The organism is Pusillimonas sp. DMV24BSW_D, assembly GCF_011388195.1.
Taxonomy (GTDB): domain Bacteria; phylum Pseudomonadota; class Gammaproteobacteria; order Burkholderiales; family Burkholderiaceae_B; genus Neopusillimonas; species Neopusillimonas aestuarii.
In genome coordinates this window covers 2,069,871-2,087,150 of sequence record NZ_CP049990.1, presented here as the reverse complement: position 1 = coordinate 2,087,150, position 17,280 = coordinate 2,069,871, and the positions used below count along the sequence as shown (strand labels likewise).

15 protein-coding genes are annotated in these 17,280 nt (G+C 53.6%); 7 read left to right on the top strand and 8 right to left on the bottom strand.

The window, feature by feature from the left end; genetic code table 11:
• Window positions 1-801, top strand: a complete 801-nt coding sequence (locus G9Q38_RS10140; protein WP_166130569.1) for a BPSS1780 family membrane protein — start codon at window positions 1-3, stop codon at window positions 799-801.
• Here the strand turns inward: G9Q38_RS10140 and G9Q38_RS10135 are convergent.
• Together G9Q38_RS10135 and G9Q38_RS10130 are read right to left on the bottom strand one after the other, a co-directional pair.
• The gene (locus G9Q38_RS10135) at window positions 756-1,601 is read right to left on the bottom strand and encodes a PHP domain-containing protein (RefSeq protein WP_166130567.1); all 846 of its coding nucleotides are present in this window, start codon (window positions 1,599-1,601) and stop codon (window positions 756-758) included. The genes G9Q38_RS10140 and G9Q38_RS10135 overlap by 46 nt on opposite strands.
• Window positions 1,602-1,651: 50 nt before the next feature.
• On the bottom strand, window positions 1,652-4,180 hold the full coding sequence (locus tag G9Q38_RS10130) for a DNA internalization-related competence protein ComEC/Rec2 (protein WP_166130564.1): 2,529 nt from the start codon (window positions 4,178-4,180) through the stop codon (window positions 1,652-1,654).
• A 132-nt stretch (window positions 4,181-4,312) separates the two neighbouring features.
• Here G9Q38_RS10130 and G9Q38_RS10125 point away from each other — a divergent pair, with 132 nt between their 5' ends.
• Window positions 4,313-5,560, top strand: a complete 1,248-nt coding sequence (locus G9Q38_RS10125; RefSeq protein ID WP_166130562.1) for a flavin-dependent oxidoreductase — start codon at window positions 4,313-4,315, stop codon at window positions 5,558-5,560.
• 4 nt (window positions 5,561-5,564) lie between these two features.
• On the opposite strand, the gene G9Q38_RS10120 is transcribed toward G9Q38_RS10125, so the two are convergent.
• From G9Q38_RS10120 to G9Q38_RS10110, 3 genes are read right to left on the bottom strand one after another with little or no spacing between them, the layout of a single operon-like run.
• Complete coding sequence (locus tag G9Q38_RS10120; RefSeq protein WP_166130559.1) at window positions 5,565-6,410, bottom strand: TatD family hydrolase; 846 nt, start codon at window positions 6,408-6,410, stop codon at window positions 5,565-5,567.
• Window positions 6,400-7,137, bottom strand: a complete 738-nt coding sequence (locus G9Q38_RS10115) for an ABC transporter ATP-binding protein (RefSeq protein ID WP_166130557.1) — start codon at window positions 7,135-7,137, stop codon at window positions 6,400-6,402. Before G9Q38_RS10115 ends, G9Q38_RS10120 begins: the two co-directional genes overlap by 11 nt.
• Complete coding sequence (locus tag G9Q38_RS10110; protein WP_166130554.1) at window positions 7,130-8,398, bottom strand: lipoprotein-releasing ABC transporter permease subunit; 1,269 nt, start codon at window positions 8,396-8,398, stop codon at window positions 7,130-7,132. The genes G9Q38_RS10115 and G9Q38_RS10110 overlap by 8 nt, the downstream gene beginning before the upstream one ends.
• 42 nt (window positions 8,399-8,440) lie before the next feature.
• Between G9Q38_RS10110 and G9Q38_RS10105 the strand changes: the two genes are divergently transcribed.
• Complete coding sequence (locus tag G9Q38_RS10105) at window positions 8,441-9,391, top strand: hypothetical protein (RefSeq protein ID WP_166130551.1); 951 nt, start codon at window positions 8,441-8,443, stop codon at window positions 9,389-9,391.
• Entirely contained in the window at window positions 9,373-11,079 is a 1,707-nt protein-coding gene (recJ, locus tag G9Q38_RS10100) for a single-stranded-DNA-specific exonuclease RecJ (RefSeq protein ID WP_166132375.1), read from the top strand. Before G9Q38_RS10105 ends, recJ begins: the two co-directional genes overlap by 19 nt.
• On the opposite strand, the gene G9Q38_RS10095 is transcribed toward recJ, so the two are convergent.
• Both G9Q38_RS10095 and G9Q38_RS10090 read right to left on the bottom strand, forming a co-directional pair.
• Window positions 11,054-11,944 (bottom strand): helix-turn-helix transcriptional regulator, encoded by an 891-nt coding sequence (locus G9Q38_RS10095; RefSeq protein ID WP_166130548.1) that lies wholly within the window; start codon window positions 11,942-11,944, stop codon window positions 11,054-11,056. The two genes, recJ and G9Q38_RS10095, sit on opposite strands and share 26 nt — an antisense overlap.
• A 13-nt stretch (window positions 11,945-11,957) precedes the next feature.
• Window positions 11,958-13,802, bottom strand: coding sequence for a feruloyl-CoA synthase (locus G9Q38_RS10090; protein WP_166130545.1), 1,845 nt, complete (start codon window positions 13,800-13,802; stop codon window positions 11,958-11,960).
• 138 nt (window positions 13,803-13,940) lie between these two features.
• Here G9Q38_RS10090 and G9Q38_RS10085 point away from each other — a divergent pair, with 138 nt between their 5' ends.
• Both G9Q38_RS10085 and rssA read left to right on the top strand, forming a co-directional pair.
• The gene (locus tag G9Q38_RS10085) at window positions 13,941-14,555 is read left to right on the top strand and encodes an LON peptidase substrate-binding domain-containing protein (protein WP_166130543.1); all 615 of its coding nucleotides are present in this window, start codon (window positions 13,941-13,943) and stop codon (window positions 14,553-14,555) included.
• A complete protein-coding gene (gene rssA / locus G9Q38_RS10080) occupies window positions 14,552-15,505 on the top strand; it encodes a patatin-like phospholipase RssA (protein WP_166130540.1) in 954 nt (317 codons plus the stop codon). Before G9Q38_RS10085 ends, rssA begins: the two co-directional genes overlap by 4 nt.
• Here rssA and G9Q38_RS10075 read toward each other — a convergent pair.
• Window positions 15,502-16,338: a ferritin-like domain-containing protein gene (locus G9Q38_RS10075; protein WP_166130537.1), complete on the bottom strand. Its 837-nt coding sequence runs from the start codon at window positions 16,336-16,338 to the stop codon at window positions 15,502-15,504. The two genes, rssA and G9Q38_RS10075, sit on opposite strands and share 4 nt — an antisense overlap.
• A 141-nt stretch (window positions 16,339-16,479) precedes the next feature.
• Between G9Q38_RS10075 and G9Q38_RS10070 the strand changes: the two genes are divergently transcribed.
• A complete protein-coding gene (locus tag G9Q38_RS10070) occupies window positions 16,480-17,016 on the top strand; it encodes a cytochrome b (protein WP_166130535.1) in 537 nt (178 codons plus the stop codon).
• The last annotated feature ends 264 nt before the right edge of the window (window positions 17,017-17,280 follow it).

The following is a 17,280-nucleotide window of genomic DNA, read 5'->3' as shown; positions in this document are numbered from 1 at the left end:
ATGCAAGCGGCCATACTTCCGATCACTGCCGGATGGCAATGGATTATCGACGGTTTCAATCTTTTCCGGCGCCAACCATTAGCCATGTTTTTCTGGAGCCTGATGACAGGTCTGCTCATTACGCTTACCTATCTCATACCCTTATTTGGCCAGATTTTCCTGATCGCGGCCATGCCATCCTTAACCTACATCACACTGAACGCATGTCGCCAAATTGAGGCAGGTCGCCCCATGCTGCCAGGTATGTGGCTCACGCCTTTAAAAGACGCGCAGGCGCGTGCGGGGCTCATCCGGTTGGGGTTGGCTTACCTCGCCTGCTGCCTGGCGGCCGGATTTATTGCCACCTTGCCCTTTCTCGATCAGATCATGGCCGCATTGAATAACGAGTCTTTCGATGAAACGGCACTGCTGTCCGCCATTCAAGGCCCATTTCTAACGTTCGGCTTGCTCTATATTCTTATTTCAGCGCTATTCTGGCATGCGCCAGCGCTAATTGGCTGGCATCGGCTGAAAATGTCGCAAGCATTGTTTTTCTCCATGGTTGCATGCTGGAGAAACAAGTTTCCTTTCATGTTGTACGGCGCCACCTGGATCGGGCTGTTTTTCGTTGCCCAAACACTGGGAGATGTATTGGCTGCCTCTGGGCTATCGGCCACGATAACTCAATTAATCATGACACCGATTAACCTGGTGATCGCCGCCATTCTGTATTGCAGCTTCTATCCTACTTACATGAGCATTTTTGGGCGCTCGGCTTATAACCAGGCCGACCAAACCGGCTCAAGCCCCGACGGCAACTGAGGTAGTTGGCCAAGATCAATTCGACTTTCTTCAGGGCTGTGAAAGTCGGAGCCGCGCGATGCAAGAAAGCCATAGCGTCGGGCAATTTTGGCATACTCAAGATATTGTTCGGGATAATGGCTACCCGTTACCACTTCAATAGCCTGGCCACCCAAGTCGCGGAAAGCATCAAACAACTCGCTGAATTGGGTAGAGGAAAACCGATAACGGCCCGGATGCGCTACCACTGCTACACCGCCTGCCGCATGAATCCAGCCCAAAGCTTGTTGCAGCGATGCCCACTGCACCCCCACAAAGCCAGGCTTTCCCTCACCCAGATATGAATCGAATACTTGTTGTAGCCGCTTGCAATAACCCTGGTCCAACATGAAACGGGCGAAATGTGTACGACTTAGCAGCAACGCATTGCCGGCATAGCTCAAAGCCCCCTCGTAGCAGCCGGGAAAACCATGCTTTTCAAGCTTATCGCCCATTGCCCGTGCGCGATCCGCCCGCCGCCGCCGCACCTCTTCCAAACCGTTCACCAATTGGGTATTCGCCGGATCAATATTCAACCCGACAATATGAATCGTACGATTCATCCAGGTGACCGAAACTTCCACGCCGGGGATAAACTGCAGTCTCTGCTCATTGGCGGCGGCTCCTGCCGCGGTTAAACCAGATAGTTCATCGTGATCCGTCAGCGACCAGATTTGTACCCCTTGTCGTGCAGCGCGCAGCGCCAATTCGCGCGGATCCAACACTCCGTCGGACCGGCTGGAGTGGCAATGCAAATCGGCGTTGACTTCCAAAAGATTCATTTTCAATTCGAAGGGGAAACAAACATCATTGTAGCGAACCCTGCTGTGACTTATTGTGGGGTCACATTAGGCATTGTGTGTTGCCAGTAACGACGTTGTAATTGACGCTCCGACTGCACCACCAAACCGCTTTGACGTGACCGCACACTAACGGCGCCATCGCGATCCGAGCGCCATACCTTAGCTCCTTGACGCTGCCAGCGGGCCACGGTTTGTGACGCAGGATGGCCGTAGCGGTTCATTAGCCCAACCTGAACCAAAACATGGCGGGCACCACTGGCTGACACAAACGCAGGTGTTGACGACTTCGCCGAGCCATGATGAGGTGCGACCATGACGTCAACGCGCTGCATGCCACGATCAGCCAACGCGACCTCCTCTGCCTTGCCGATATCGCCGGGCAATAGAGCTGCGTGATAAGCACCCTGAATACGCAATACGCACGAAGCGGCATTGCGCACTTTTGAACCCGCCTGCGCCGATACGTTGTGTTTCAACGGCCATAGAAATGAAAATGTCACGCCATCCATTGTCCACCTCGTGCCGTAGCGGCAGGGTGACTGCGCCAACGGTGCATTCTTTTGCAAAAAAGGCTGCCTTAAGCGGCCCGCTTCAATGGATAGATAACGACCCAAAGGAAACGACGAAAACGACTGCTCCACTTTGGTGTTCTCCAATACCGAGCGTACACCCCCTGCGTGATCAATATCCGCATGCGATACGATCATGATATCGAGTTTGCGCTCACCTAACGCACGCAAAAAAGGCACAATTGTTCGCATTCCCTGGTCCGACTGGGCACTATGCCGCAACCCGCTATCAAACAATAAGACGTGCTCCGCCGTTTGCACCACGAGGGCGCTGCCTTGACCGACATCCAACGCGTACAGTGTCCACTCGCCCGCTGCCGGGCGGAGCGGTTGCCAGGTCAGCGCCGGCAACATCAAAAGCCAGCCCATTGATCTTAACGGAAACCCGTAAGGTGCGATTGCCAGCACAATGCCAAGCAAAGCAAGCACGGTAAGCGATATCGGCGCAGCTGCAACGGTGAAACTCGCCCACGGCAACTCAGCCAACCAAACAGTTGGCTGCATCATTACGCTAAAGGCGGTATGGGCAAACCATGAAATACCGAAACAAAAACCGACAAAAGCCGGAACCAGCACTTGCAGCAAGGCAAACAAACCCAGTAGAAGTGCTAGGGGTGTCACAATAAAACTAATAATCGGAATAGCGTAAGCATTCACCAATGGCGAGACAATCGACACCTCGTGGAAAATAAGCGCAAGCGCCGGCATCAAGCCTACCGTGATGGCCATTTGCAGACACGTTATTGACATTGCCGCGCTGCATACAGTTTGATAACGCGAACCGCGCTCCTTGCTCAGAAGTCGACCCCACCAGGCGGCGCTGGCCAATAAAATCGCAACCGCCCCGAACGACAACCAGAACCCACTGGCCAGCAACGCCCATGGGTCGAGCAACACCACAATAACGGCTACCGCACTTAGCAAGCGAGACGCAGATAAAGGAACGCGCAAAAATTGGGCGGCACCAATAACCGACAGCATAAGAAAAGTTCGTCGCGCGGGAACCCCCCAACCAGCCAACAAACAGTACAGCCAGGCAATCGTCAACGCCACCACCGCCGCCGCCATACGTGCCGGGATATATTCTGACAAACCGACCCCGCGCCAACGCAATCGACGCCAAAGCCAAAACACCGCCAACCCCCCAACGGCGGCAATCATCGTGATATGGCTGCCACTAATGCTAACCAAGTGGGTAATGCCGCTACGATTAAAAATGATCCAATCATTTGCGCTTACGCTGGCCTGATCACCAATGGTGAGCGCCAGCAGTACCGCACCGTAACGTTTATCTTCCACAAAAGGCAGCATCGCCTTGCGCACGTAATAACGCGCACGCTGCGCCGAAACTGCAAGCCCCGCCCAACCTTCATCCCTTAAATATCGGGGGTTACCCCGCACACGCCCTACGGCGCGTATGCCGTCGGCAAACACATAGGCTTCATAATCAAAACCATGCGGGTTACGTGCGCCATGAGGCGTCTTCAATATCAACGCCATTTTCCAAACCTGTCCCGGAATGATTTCCGGGAAGTGAGCAACCTCGCCTTGCTCGTCGGCATAGGGTCCGGCGTAACCTTTTGCGCCCCAATTCACCATAATGCGCGACGGAACACCGGAAGGCCGGGACGATAATACTTCAGCCTCAAACTGACGGCTTCGTGCCTTGATACGCGGCAAGCCGGCAACACGCAGTTCAACACGAGACACCAGGTTCTCGTTCGACAGAGCCAAACGATCGTGCAAACGGGATTCTGCACGCAACACAACATACGTAAAGGTGGAGCCAAATGCCCACAGCATCAGCAATACCGTTGCACACGCGCGCGACCACGCAGGTTTGCGACGCAGCAATACACAAAACAAAGCCGTCAGCACACTCAGTGCACCAAAAAAAATTGCCTGCACCGTTAATCCCGGTAACGACGGCAACAACTGGACAAGACCAGCCCCACACAGCATGGCAACCGCAACTAGCCGACCCCGCAACGAAACTCTCCCCAAATAAACACAGACTAGCTGTATTCCTTCAAGACCGACGAAAGACAGGCACCTAACCATCACAGGCATAACTACGAATTGTTTTTGTTATGATTTCGCGGGCACAAACGGAGAACAATCTTGAAAGTTATTATTGCTGGAGCAGGAATTGGAGGTTTAACGCTGGCACTGATGCTGCACCAACGCGGTATTGAATGTGAACTTTATGAAAGCGTGCCGGAGCTCAAACCATTAGGGGTCGGTATTAATCTTCTACCCCATGCAGCCAATGAAATGGACCAGCTCGGGCTACTGGACACCTTGGCCGGTAACGCGGTGCAAACCTCCGCCCTGCACTACTACAACAAGTTCGGACAAAGCATCTGGCAGGAGCCCCGCGGCATGGCGGCGGGTTATCCGGTGCCACAACTTTCCATTCATCGCGGTCGGCTGCAAATGCTGCTTGCCCGAGCTGTTGAAGAGCGCTTGGGTGCCGGATGCATCCGAACCGGCATGACATTTACAGAACTCACTCAAGACGACCAGGGTGTCACCGCGACCTTTATTGAGCGCCAAACGGGTGAGCATCACAATGTGCGCGGCGACATCCTGGTTGGCGCCGACGGCATCCATTCGGCCGTACGTAAATTTTTCTACCCAGCGAACGACGAATTTCAGTTTTCCGGGCGTATTCTATGGCGCGCGGTCAGTTACACCCAACCCTTCCTGGATGGGCGCACCATGTTTATGGCCGGCTACCAGGATGAGAAATTCGTCGCGTACCCCATTCTCGATCCGAATACCCCCGAAGGGCTGTGTGCCGTTAACTGGATTGCAGAACTGACGGTTGGTGAACAGCCGTCCAGCACCGACTGGAACCGTAAAGTAGACCAGAGCGTTTTCCGTGGCCCCTTCCAAAGTTGGAAATGGGACTGGATCGACATTCCAGCCCTCATTGATCAGGCTACGGCAGTGTATGAATTTCCGTTGGTAGACAAGAACCCGCTGCCGCGCTGGTCATTCCAACAAACCACGCTCATGGGCGACGCCGCGCATCCTTTGTACCCTATTGGCTCAAACGGTTCTGCGCAAGCCATTCTAGACGCCCGTTGCCTGGCTGATCATTTACGCAATGCAAAAGATCGGCCGGGCGCCAGGCTCGAGCACGTTCTGAAGGAATACGAAGCCGACCGCTTGCCACCCACCACGGGCATTATCCTGCGAAATCGTCTGAATGGGCCGGAACAAGTGATGCAAATGGCGCATGAGCGCGCCCCGAACGGCTTCAATCACATTCATGATGTGGTCAGCTACGAAGAGCTTGAAGCGGTGTCGCTGCGTTACAAACGTTTGGCCGGGTTCGACCCCAAAGCACTGAAACGAAGTTAAACAGCTAGCACAAAGCGGCAAGCCGGGGTAACACCCGGTACGCCGCGCGTGTCGTTTCAGCGGCAATATCTTCCAACGGCATGTCACGCAGGCCGGCCAATGTTTGCGCAATTGGGTATAACTGCGCGGGCTCGTTGCGTAATTGTTGAGCCGCCCCCTTTGCAGCAGAGTCTTTTGTTACGCCGGCCTTTGTTCCCAGCCACGCAGGGGGAATATCGGGAGCATCAGTTTCCAGCACCAGGTTTTCCAGCGGCAGTTGCGTTGCCAACCGGCGAATACGCAAGGCGCGTTCAAAAGTCATGGCGCCGCCGATTCCCAACGCAAAACCGAGGCCGATAAACTGCTGGGCCTGCTGGAAGCTGCCATTGAATGCATGCGCTGTGCCGCCAATAAACGGGCGCCGACGCAAACCTTTCAGTAAGGCGTCTTGCGAGCGGCGCACATGCAAAATAACCGGCAAATTAAACTTCACGGCAAGATCAAGCTGTGCTTCATAAAAGCGTATTTGTTTATCAACCATTGCCGGAACGCGAAGTTCGGGTACAAAAAAATCCAGACCGATTTCACCCACAGCAACCAGCTTGGGGTCGTGAATGTTGGCCGCCAACGCAGCCTCAAGCCGGTTCAAATCCGCTTGTGCCGCTTGAGGCACAAATAAAGGATGAATACCCAGCGCATAAACCGCCTCGGGCACAGCGTGGGCTAACTGGCGTACCTCGTCAAAATTTCCCGCCTCAACCGCCGGAATTACCATGCGGCCCACACCAGCATGCCGGGCGCGCTGAATGACTTCTGAGCGATCTTGCAGGAACTCAATCGCATCGAGATGGCAATGGGTATCAATTAACATGACTGTGTTTGGCTTTGTATTCAGCAACGTCTACCAAAACACCATTGTCCATATAAAGCTGCCTATGTGCCAGCGCAGCCAGTTCAATATCATGCGTCACAATTGCAAATGCCGTTCCCAATTCACGATTAATCCGCACCAGCAAATCGAACATCGCTTTGGCGGTTTGACGATCGAGGTTGCCGGTGGGCTCATCGGCCAGCACACAAGCCGGTTGCGTGACAAGCGCTCGTGCCAGCGCCACGCGTTGCCGCTCGCCGCCCGACAACTGACCTGGGAAATGACGTTCACGCTTTTCAAGCCCTACTTGCTTAAGCATTTCATGCGCTGCCTGCCTGGCATCCGGGCGACTAAGGCGGCGTACGATTAAAGGCATAGCCACGTTATCGAGCGCGGTAAACTCCGGCAGCAAGTGATGGAACTGATACACAAACCCCAAATTTCGATTACGAACCTGGCTGCGCTGTGCCTCCGACAACCCGGTACTCACCCGGCCGTCGATAACGACTTGCCCTGACGAGGGGGAATCGAGCAAGCCCAAAATATGCAATAAAGTACTTTTTCCAGACCCCGAAGCACCCACGATGGCCACAATTTCAGCCGGGTGCACTTCAATGCTAACCCCGCTCAGTACCTCAACCCGGGAACCACCTTCTTCATAGTTTTTAACCAGGTCGCTGGCCGATAAAACGGCGGGCTGAACAGGTTTGGAAACAGTTTCAGTCATGACGCAACACCCTTGCCGGTTGCAGGCGTGAAGCCCGCCAACTGGGATACAACGTAGCCAACAACGACAAGATCAGCGAGGTAAGCGCAATCGTGACGATATCCGACATTTGCGGATTCGACGGCAACTCACTAATGAAATAGATTTGTTGGGGCAAAAACTCGATTCCCATCAGGTTTTCAATAAACGGTACGATCACGTCGATGTTATAGGCAACCAACATGCCCAATGCAACCCCCAATACGGTGCCAACCACACCAATCAACGCCCCTTGAATTAAAAAGATACGCCCAATCTCCCGGGGTGTGGCGCCGAGTGTTCGCAAAATCGCAATATCCGACTGCTTGTCTTTAACCGCCATAACTAACGACGAGAGCAGATTGAATGCGGCAACAGCCACAATCAGGGCCAAAATCAAAAACATCATGCGTTTTTCTGTTTGCACGGCGGCGAACCACGTTCGATTATTCTGTGTCCAATCGCGGGCCCCCACCCCTTGTATATCGAAGGCCAGCTCACGCGCCACAAGTGGCGCCTGCTGCATATCATGAATTCGAAGGCGGACGCCGGCAGCGCCACTATCACGAAACACCCGTGCCGCATCTTCAACATTCACGAAGGCCAGCGAGGCGTCGTATTCGTAATAACCGGAAGAATAAATGCCGGCAACCGTAAATTGACGCATGCGGGGGCTGAATCCCGCCGGCGAAACCGACCCTTGCGCGGCCAGAACCATCACGGCATCACCCACCAAAACACCGAGTGATCGCGCCAATTGATTGCCCAACACCATTTCAAAACTACCGGGCGTTAATGCAGACAAATCGCCCTCAATCATTTGCCCCTGTAAATCAGACACCGCCTGTTCCTGCGACGGGTCGACACCCCGCAATTGCGTGCCGACCAACGTACTGCCGCGCGCCAACATGGCCTGTGCCGATACAAAGGGGGCCGCTCCCGAGACAGCGTCATTCTCAGCCGCTTTTGCGGCAATTGACTGCCATTGCTCAAGCGATTGCATTGGCGTTGCGCCGGGAACGAACAGTTCAATATGCGGCAAAACAGACAACATGCGGTCGCGAACCTGAGTCTGGAACCCATTCATCACCGACAAAACAATAATCAGTGCCGCCACGCCCAGGGCAATGCCGGCCATGGAACTCGCCGCGATAAAAGAAACAAAACGATCACGCCGACCCGACCTGCCCCGCACCCGGGCCAGACCGGCATAACGCGCACCAATCCAAAACTCATAGGCCATCGTTACAACCACCTTTCAACCATTCACACTACAATACCAGACATGCAAATTGTCATTCCCGGCGCACTTCCCGCGACATCCACTGCACAATCGCTTATACCTTACCTGGCCCAGCGCACGCCGAAGCTGATCCAATGGTTTGCGCGCAGCCACGCCCGCGCTGAGCAGGTGAATTTACTCACTGTTGCCTGCACTGCAACCGAGTACTGGACGCTATCGCACACACGCGCGTTTAAGCCTTCAGCCAACCAAAACGTGTCTAGTGGACTGGGGCCTTTCCTTGAGCCCGACAACGAACAACCAGATACACCGGTATGGGTTGTCGAGCTGGTTCATGTCTCTCCCTCCCAAAACGGCGCCGCATTACTCACTGCAAATCAACTTGAGATTTCGCAGCAAGAGAGTGTATCTCTATTCGAATCAGCACGTGGGGTCTTCTTGCATTATGGTTATGAACTACGCCCCGGTCGGCATCCCGCCCGCTGGATCGTCACATTACCCGATGGCCTGTACCCAGCCAGCGTCAGTCCTGCATTGGTGGCAAACACAAATGTGAATGAGTGGTGGCCGCAGGATACGGCAAGCCGCCCATGGCGACAGCTCGTGAATGAGTTGCAAATGACCTGGTACGATCACCCGGTTAACCTGGCCCGCAACGCCCAGGGCCAGGCGGCCATCAACAGCATCTGGCTTTATGGCGGTGCCACAACAAGCCAACTGAATTCTGTGCACAACGGGCCGGCAACGCAATGGCATCACGATTTGCTGGAACCCTTTCAGGCAGAAGACTGGGGCCAATGGCTTGAGCGTCTCCAGCATCTGGAACCGACGCTGATCGAAGCTTTGAATGGGCGTGACACATTAAAAGCTGAGTTGGTATTAATAGGCGAAGACCGGGTGGTGACACTTCAGCCAAGCGCTTTAACGCGCTTGCGTGCACGATTGCCCGGCCAGGCGACACATTGGAGAAATTGGTGGTCACCCCTAAACTAAAAGTCAGGTCCGGCAACCAGGAAGCCACCCGAAAACTGATTGATGCGGGTGTACATCCGCTTATGGCACGGCTTTTTGCGGCCCGCGGAGTGAACAGCGCAAGTGATATGTCGCACCACTGGGGCGTTCTGGTTCCACCCTCAAAGTTAACCCATGTGGATACCGCAGCCGTTCAGTTAGCCAACGCAATTGAAGCCCAACGCAAACTGCTGGTCGTGGCTGACTACGACTGCGACGGTGCAACCGCGTGTGCCGTCGCAATTCGCGCGTTGCGCAGCATGGGGGCCAACGTCGATTTCCTGGTTCCCAATCGTTTTGAAACCGGTTACGGGCTTTCACCCGAAGTCGTCGAGCTTGCCACGCGCCACCCCAACGGCAAGCCAGACCTGATTATCACCGTAGACAACGGCATCGCCAGTGTCGATGGCGTAGATGCCGCAAAACAAGCTGATATCGAAGTCCTGGTGACCGATCACCATTTACCGGGAGACATACTCCCGGCCGCCCTTGCAATCGTTAATCCGAACCAGCCCGGCTGCGGGTTTCCCTCAAAAAACCTCGCAGGCGTAGGCGTAATTTTCTATTTAATGCTGGCCTTGCGTGCCGAACTGCGCCGGCGGAACATTTACGCCCCCGACGGCGGCCCGAGGCTGGATCAATTGGCCGATTTGGTTGCACTGGGCACCGTAGCCGATGTCGTTAAGCTGGATGCCAATAACCGTTTATTGGTAACCCAAGGGTTGATGAAAATCCGCAAAGGCTTGATGCAACCAGGTATCCGCGCGTTATTCGCGGTCGCTGCACGCGAACCGGCCCAAGCGAGCGCATTCGATTTAGGCTTCGCACTTGGGCCGCGTATTAATGCGGCAGGCCGTTTGGCAGACATGAGTCTAGGCATCAACTGCCTCATCAGCAACGATGAAGGCGAAGCCTTAACCCTGGCTCGCGAACTCGACCGTATGAATCAGGAGCGGCGTGGCATTGAGCACGAAATGCAAGACCAGGCGCTGGATGCAATCGACCCGGGCCGGCTGGACACCACCTCATCAGTTTGTGTGTATCATCCGGAATGGCATCAAGGCGTGATCGGCCTGGTCGCATCCAGACTGAAAGAAAAATACTGGCGTCCCACCCTTGCCTTCGCTCGCGATGACAGCGGGCAACTACGCGGCTCTGGTCGCTCCATTCCCGACGTCCATCTCAGAGACGCGCTCGACCTGGTCTCGAAGCGCTGTCCGAATACCATTTTGAAATTTGGGGGCCATGCCATGGCGGCCGGCTTAACCTTGCGCGAAACGGGTTTTGCCGAATTCCAGAAAGCATTCGACGACGCTGTACGCACACTATCAGGCAAAACCCGGTTTGAACCCGAAATTGAAACCGATGGGTCACTCGAAACGGGGTATGCCAATGCCGAGGTTGCCGGCATGTTGCAACGTCAGGTATGGGGAGCCGGTTTTCCCGCCCCCATTTTCTCCGACTCTTTCCACGTGCAACAGCAGCGTATTTTGAAAGAAAAACATCTTAAACTAACGCTTGAGCGCGGACATCAACGTTTCGAAGCAATCTGGTTTAACCACGCAACGCCGCTGCCCGAACGTATTCAAGCTGCCTATCGACTGGACCAAAACATATGGAACGGACGCGTAAGTGCACAACTGATTATCGAGTATGCTGAAGCTGAATAAGCATTTGTTTAGCCACTTGTTCAGCTGTAAGGTAGGTCGTATCGACTTGGGCATGTGCCAGGGCGTACAGTTTGCAGCGCGCCTCGAGCGACGCAAGAATATTGGCCATGGCTTCATCGCGCAAAGCCGGCGTGGCAATACGGGCGTCGTGCTGCTTCATAACCCGCTGGAAATGCACCTCGGGCGTGGCATGCAACCAGCAAACAAAGAATGAATGCAATAGCAGTTCATAGGTAGCCGGCTCGGCCACAATGCCGCCGCCGGTGGCAATAATTACTTGCGGATAATGCGCAATAACCTGCTCAAGGCAATCTCGCTCAAGTCGCCGAAAGCCCGACTGACCATAGATCGAGAAAAATTCGCTCAAAGCCATGCCGGCACGTTCCGCCACAAGCGCATTCAACTCAACAAAAGGCATACCCAAGGCCTGCGACAACAAGGGGCCTGTCGAGGATTTTCCCGCGCCGCGTAATCCTATTAAGGCAATACGATGAGGCGCGTCGGCGCAGTTAGCCTTGCCATGCCCCAGACTTTCAACCAGATGACTGCGAATTTCACGCAAAGAGTCGGGAGTTTGACGTTTAAGTAATTCGACGATGAGCGCGTAGTCCACCCCATATTCATCCTGATCGGACAAAAGACTATCCATCGACACATTCAAGGCTCGTGCCAGGCGCTGGAGCACTGAGATTGACACATTGCCGTCTCCCTTCTCGACCCGCGACAGGTACGGCAACGAAATATCAGACTCTGCAGCCAACTGTTTCATGGTCATGGCGCGTGCAGCACGTTTACGCCTCACACGCTGCCCCAGGCGCAAACACAGGGATTGGATCCCTTGCTCGTCGTGATCTGTAACCGTCATGACAAACCTGTGCTCAGGGACGAATCACTTCAGGCCCGGATTGTGAGTCATAAAGCGCTTCCACGTTCATTTCACGGCGCTGCAAAACCGCCCGCTGATTGGTGTAGCCCTTGTCGGTAATCTCACCATCGTCAACTGAAGGCGGGGAATCCAATAGCGACGCCCGTTCAGCATGCGTTGAGCTGGCTGGATGCGCTTTCTTTAGCCGCGCCAAACCCTGCTGTACAACCTCCACGACTTTAGGATGGGCAATGACCTCGCTAACCGGTGCACCCTCATCCAATCCGGCCAATTGCCGGCAGGCAGCAAAATTGGGGAAAACAAGAAACCCAATATCGTCCCGGTCGTGACCCGTTACCACAATATCCTGCGCGACTGGGGCCAAATATTCCAGGCCTTTCACTCGTACATTACCTACGCTTACCCAAGTGCCGGTTGTAAGCTTGAAGTCTTCGGAAACACGGCCGTCAAAAATCAACCCAGCCTCGGGGCGTTGCGGGTCGGCAAACCGAACGGCATCACCGATCTTGTAATAGCCCTCTTCGTCGAACGCTGCCTGAGTGACGTCGGGTTGCTTGAAATATCCTGGTGTAACAACCGGTCCTTTTACACGCACCTCGAGCTTATCACCGCCGGGAGCCAATTTAAGTGTGACACCGGGTACCGGAAGGCCAATAACGCCCGACCGATCTGCCTGGAAGTGGCAATCCGTTGCCAAAGGTGAGGTTTCCGTGGACCCCCACGCCGTAACCATAGGTACGGGATACCCCAGCTCTGCACGCGACATTTCGATTAAGCCGTCCCACAAATGCTGAGGTAACGCTGCCCCCGCGTAGAAAATAAGCTGCAATCGGGAAAAGAACTGTTTGCGCAACGCCGTATCCGTTTTCAACGTTGCCAGCAGCATATCGAAGGCACGCGGTACATTCATATAAAGCGTCGGTGCGATATCGCGCAAATTCGCAATACTGGTTTCGAACAAACCCGGAACCGGTTTGCCACCGTCCAGGTAGAGTGTTCCCCCATGCTTGAGCACCATATTGAAATTGTGATTGCTACCAAACGTATGATTCCAGGGTAACCAATCGAGCAATATGGGTGGCTCTTCTTTCAGGAAAGGCCATACCTGCTCTTTCGCCTGCTGGCTTGAGCAAAGCATACGCTGCGTATTCAACACCCCTTTCGGGTAACCGGTAGAACCCGATGTAAACAATATCTTGGCAACTGTTTCGGGCGTAACGGCAGCGTAAGCCTTATTCACCAGAGCCAGGTCGGACTGCATCAGCATTTCGGAAATGCGTAAGGCGTTCAACCCTTCACAAGCGTCTTCATCAGCCACCACCAGCTGGGCCTGATGCAATGACTCGATTGATTTCAAAGCAGCCTGGAAACGCGCCACCCCGCCGACATAAATAACACCCGGATTCAGGCGCTCAACAAGGTTTCTAAGCTTCTCGTGATCTTTCGACATCAACGAGTACGCCGGAGAAATTGACGCATAAGGGATACCGACGTGCATGGCGGCCAGCATCAGCAATGCATGATCAACACTGTTGTCGGTTAAAACGCAGACAGGGCGATCGGGTGTAACGCGGTTTTTCAACAACCACGTACCCAAACGTTGAACTTTGTCGAGCGTTTGCGCATACGTTAAGCCCTGCCACAAGCCCGCAGGGCTGCGCTGAGCTATAAATTCGCGATCAGGTGCCGATTCAGCCCAATATTCAAGATACTCGCCCACACAGCGCGCATAGGGCGCGAGCGCAACAGGGTTATCAAGCAAAATGGTACCGTCGTCGCGTTCTGTAAGCGCAACAGCCGGCGTTGCAAAAATCGAACCCGTTCCCTGACTATTCATTAGTTGTCTCCAGCAAACTTTGGATTATTTCTTTATTTATAGGGCAAAAGCCCGAACAAATACTATACGCAAATAATTATATTGAAGCAATTTATAGTTTATATGCGTTTTGAATTGAACTTATGGCATCATGTTTGCATGACTACCGTTCCGTTATTTCCGCTCAGTCGCGCCTTGTTCCCAGGTGGGGTTTTACACCTGCGCATCTTTGAAGTGCGTTATTTAGACATGATTCAACAATGTCTCGACAACAACATAGAATTCGGTGTCGTTGCACTGACCAGCGGCAGCGAAGTTCGCCTCCCGATGACGCAAGAAACTTTTATCGAGACAGGAACGCTGGCGCGCATCAACGAAGCACAAACGATTATGCCGGGCTTGATGCAAATTCAATGCTCAGGCACACACCGTTTTCAATTAGAAAAGTCAACGCAGAAAGCAAATGGTCTTTGGGAGGCGGAAATTTCCCTATTGCCGACTGAACAATCGATTACCATTACCGACGATCTTCAAGCTTGTGCCGATGCATTAGGCAAAGTCATTGCCGACCTGCAGCGCGATGGCGTGCCTCCGGAAGCAATGCCAATCAGCCCGCCGTTTATGTTAAGCGACACCGCCTGGGTTGCAAACCGGTGGGCCGAACTTCTACCATTACCCGCCACCCAAAAGGCACTCTTGCTGAGGGAAAATGACCCGGTTCAAAGACTCGACTTACTCCGCGAGGTTCTCCTGGTGAAAGGACTGATTAAATGAAGTCCCGCTCCTACCGCCCCAAAGTCGGCCTCATCCTGGGTAGCGGCTCAGCTCGGGGATGGGCCCATATCGGCGTCATTAACGAACTGAACAAAGCAGGTATTCAACCCGATATCGTTTGCGGCACGTCAATTGGCGCGCTCGTAGGTGCTGTTTATGCCGGCGGGCATCTGGGCGAATTGGAAAAATGGGTGACCAAACTAGGGCTTAAAGACGTCGTCTCATTCATGGACCTCACCTTAACCGGTGGCGTCCTGAAAGGCGAGAGACTCATGGCTTTTTTTCGGCAGAAATTCAAAGACTGCGATATTGAAGACTTGGGCGTACCGTTCGGTGCCGTCGCCACATCGCTATACAGCGGAGCTGAAATCTGGCTGCGCAGCGGCAGTACGCTGGGTGCAGTCAGGGCCTCCATTGCTCTGCCTGCTTTATTTGCACCTGTACGTCACAACGGCCAAATACTGGTTGACGGTGGCCTGGTTAACCCGGTGCCTGTTTCACTGGCACGCGCCATGGGGGCAGATATCCTGATTGCGGTCGACCTGAATTCCGATTTGCTGGGCCGACATTTGCGTCGAGGAGAACAACCTGAGGCCGATTCACGCTCGCCCTCACCCGACCACCCCGACAGTGAACAAAGCACCGAATGGGTCAAACGCATTCAGAACAATCTGAATGCGCTGCTGCCAACCTGGAACGACGACGACGATGACGAACCCCAGATCCCGTCCATGCTGGATGTCGTCGCCTCAAGCATCAATATTATGCAGGAACGCATTACTCGCAGCCGCATGGTGGGCGAGCCGCCCCACATTACCATTGCGCCCCGGCTGGCGCATCTTGGCTTGCTCGATTTTCATCGCGCCGAAGAAGCCATTGAAGCAGGCGCACAAACCGCCCGGGAATGCATACCGGCAATTAAAGCATTCGACATTCGAACGTCCGGTTAACGCAAGAACCAGTTCGATGCCCGTGTGAGCGGCGCCATCACCATACGGTTTACCGAAGCAGGCAAATCCAGCGGTTTGGTCACCATTTTTATCGCCATTGATACCGGATAATGGCGACGCAACCCTTTGGCCAGACGACGGCAAAGAATATTGAACTCTTCGCGATTCGCTCCACTGCCTTTGTGAACCTGATACACATGCCAAAGAGCGCAGTCGGCGTCGGAGGAGCGCGCTTCCAGGATGCGACGCTTCAATGCACCGAACACCTTCCAGCGCCCCGGATTCTGCGTTTCACGATATTTCCGGAAATACTGGAAAAAATGCTTGTAATGACTTACCTCGTCGGCACGAATACGTTGGGCAATACCGGCCAGCACCGGCTCGGTTGCCTGACTGGCCAGCGCCGTGTAAAAGGTGGCCGTCCCCGTTTCCACGACACAACGCGCGACCATTTCCAGACCCTGGGTAGGTTCAAGCTCATCGGCCGTACACATAGCGGAATATTCAGTAAAAAAGCTCTGGTACGCGCGTTCCCAGTCGAACTCAGGCCAAACATGTTGCGTATAAGCTTTCAACACATAACCATGCCGCAACTCTTCATGCTGCCATTTGGTTTCGAGCCATTCCTGAATCTCTGGCGCGTCGGAATAATATTCGATCAGGTTACGCGTATACAGATCGGCGGCAATTTCAATGAATGATGCGCCGGCCACCATGTAAAACAAATCTTCATTGTCGCGAACAAGCTCAAGGTCGACATCATGTAGCGGCACATTGTCTAATGACCAGTCTGAACTCAAGGAATCGAAAGTTCTTGCCGTCACTTCACTCATAGCTCTACTCCAACCCGATAGAAAAACATGGTTTGATATTCTCTTTGCTATGGTAAACCACTACCGGTAAAAATTTCATGCCATACTTTAAATCGAAATATTCAGGGCGTATTTTTCTGTAAAAAATAGGAAACCAATTGTATGTCTTGCACCCAATTCTGTGACTCACCCGAACGTTATGGTTTAGTTTCCCGCATACTCCATTGGGGGATGGCTTTGGTATTACTTTGGCAGTTCACCTCTGTCATTATCCATGCGCTGTTCGAGAAAACCGGTATCGATAAATTTTTCTGGGGAACACATAAATCGGTGGGTTCATTACTGATGGTGCTGATTCTTTTACGTGTACTGTGGGCGCTCGCCAATCTGCGCAAACGCCCACCCGCTGTCAGTAAATGGTCAATCACGGGACATATTGTTTTATACATTCTCATGTTCGCCATACCTGTCATTGCACTTATTCGCCAGTATGGCTCAGGAAAAGCTTTCTCCCCCTTTGGCATCCCTCTCATGCCAGGTTTCGATGAAACCAACAAAATTGAATGGATGATTGATCTGGGTGGCAATTTCCATGGTTTGCTGGGCTGGACACTATTGGCAGCTGCATTGGGGCACGCCGCAGCGGTGCTTTGGCATTATTTGCGCGGAGATCGTTACGTGCTTGAACGCATGAAATGAAGAGGCCACACTTGTGAGTGAAATAAGGGTTTTCCTTGACACATCAAAGGGTCTCACGCTACCCTATATAAATCGTTATCTATAAAGATAGTCATCAATTCAAGGGCTTGGTTATAAAAATAGCCGAACCCTATCAATCCGGGGCCCGCATGCCCGGCCCTGCTTTTCACAGCCCGCGCTGTGCTTTTTTGTACCCCGTTAAACAACGGCCGGCCTCACAAGGGCTACCTGTTTCAGGTGGCAATGCCCAGGCATTGCTGTGCG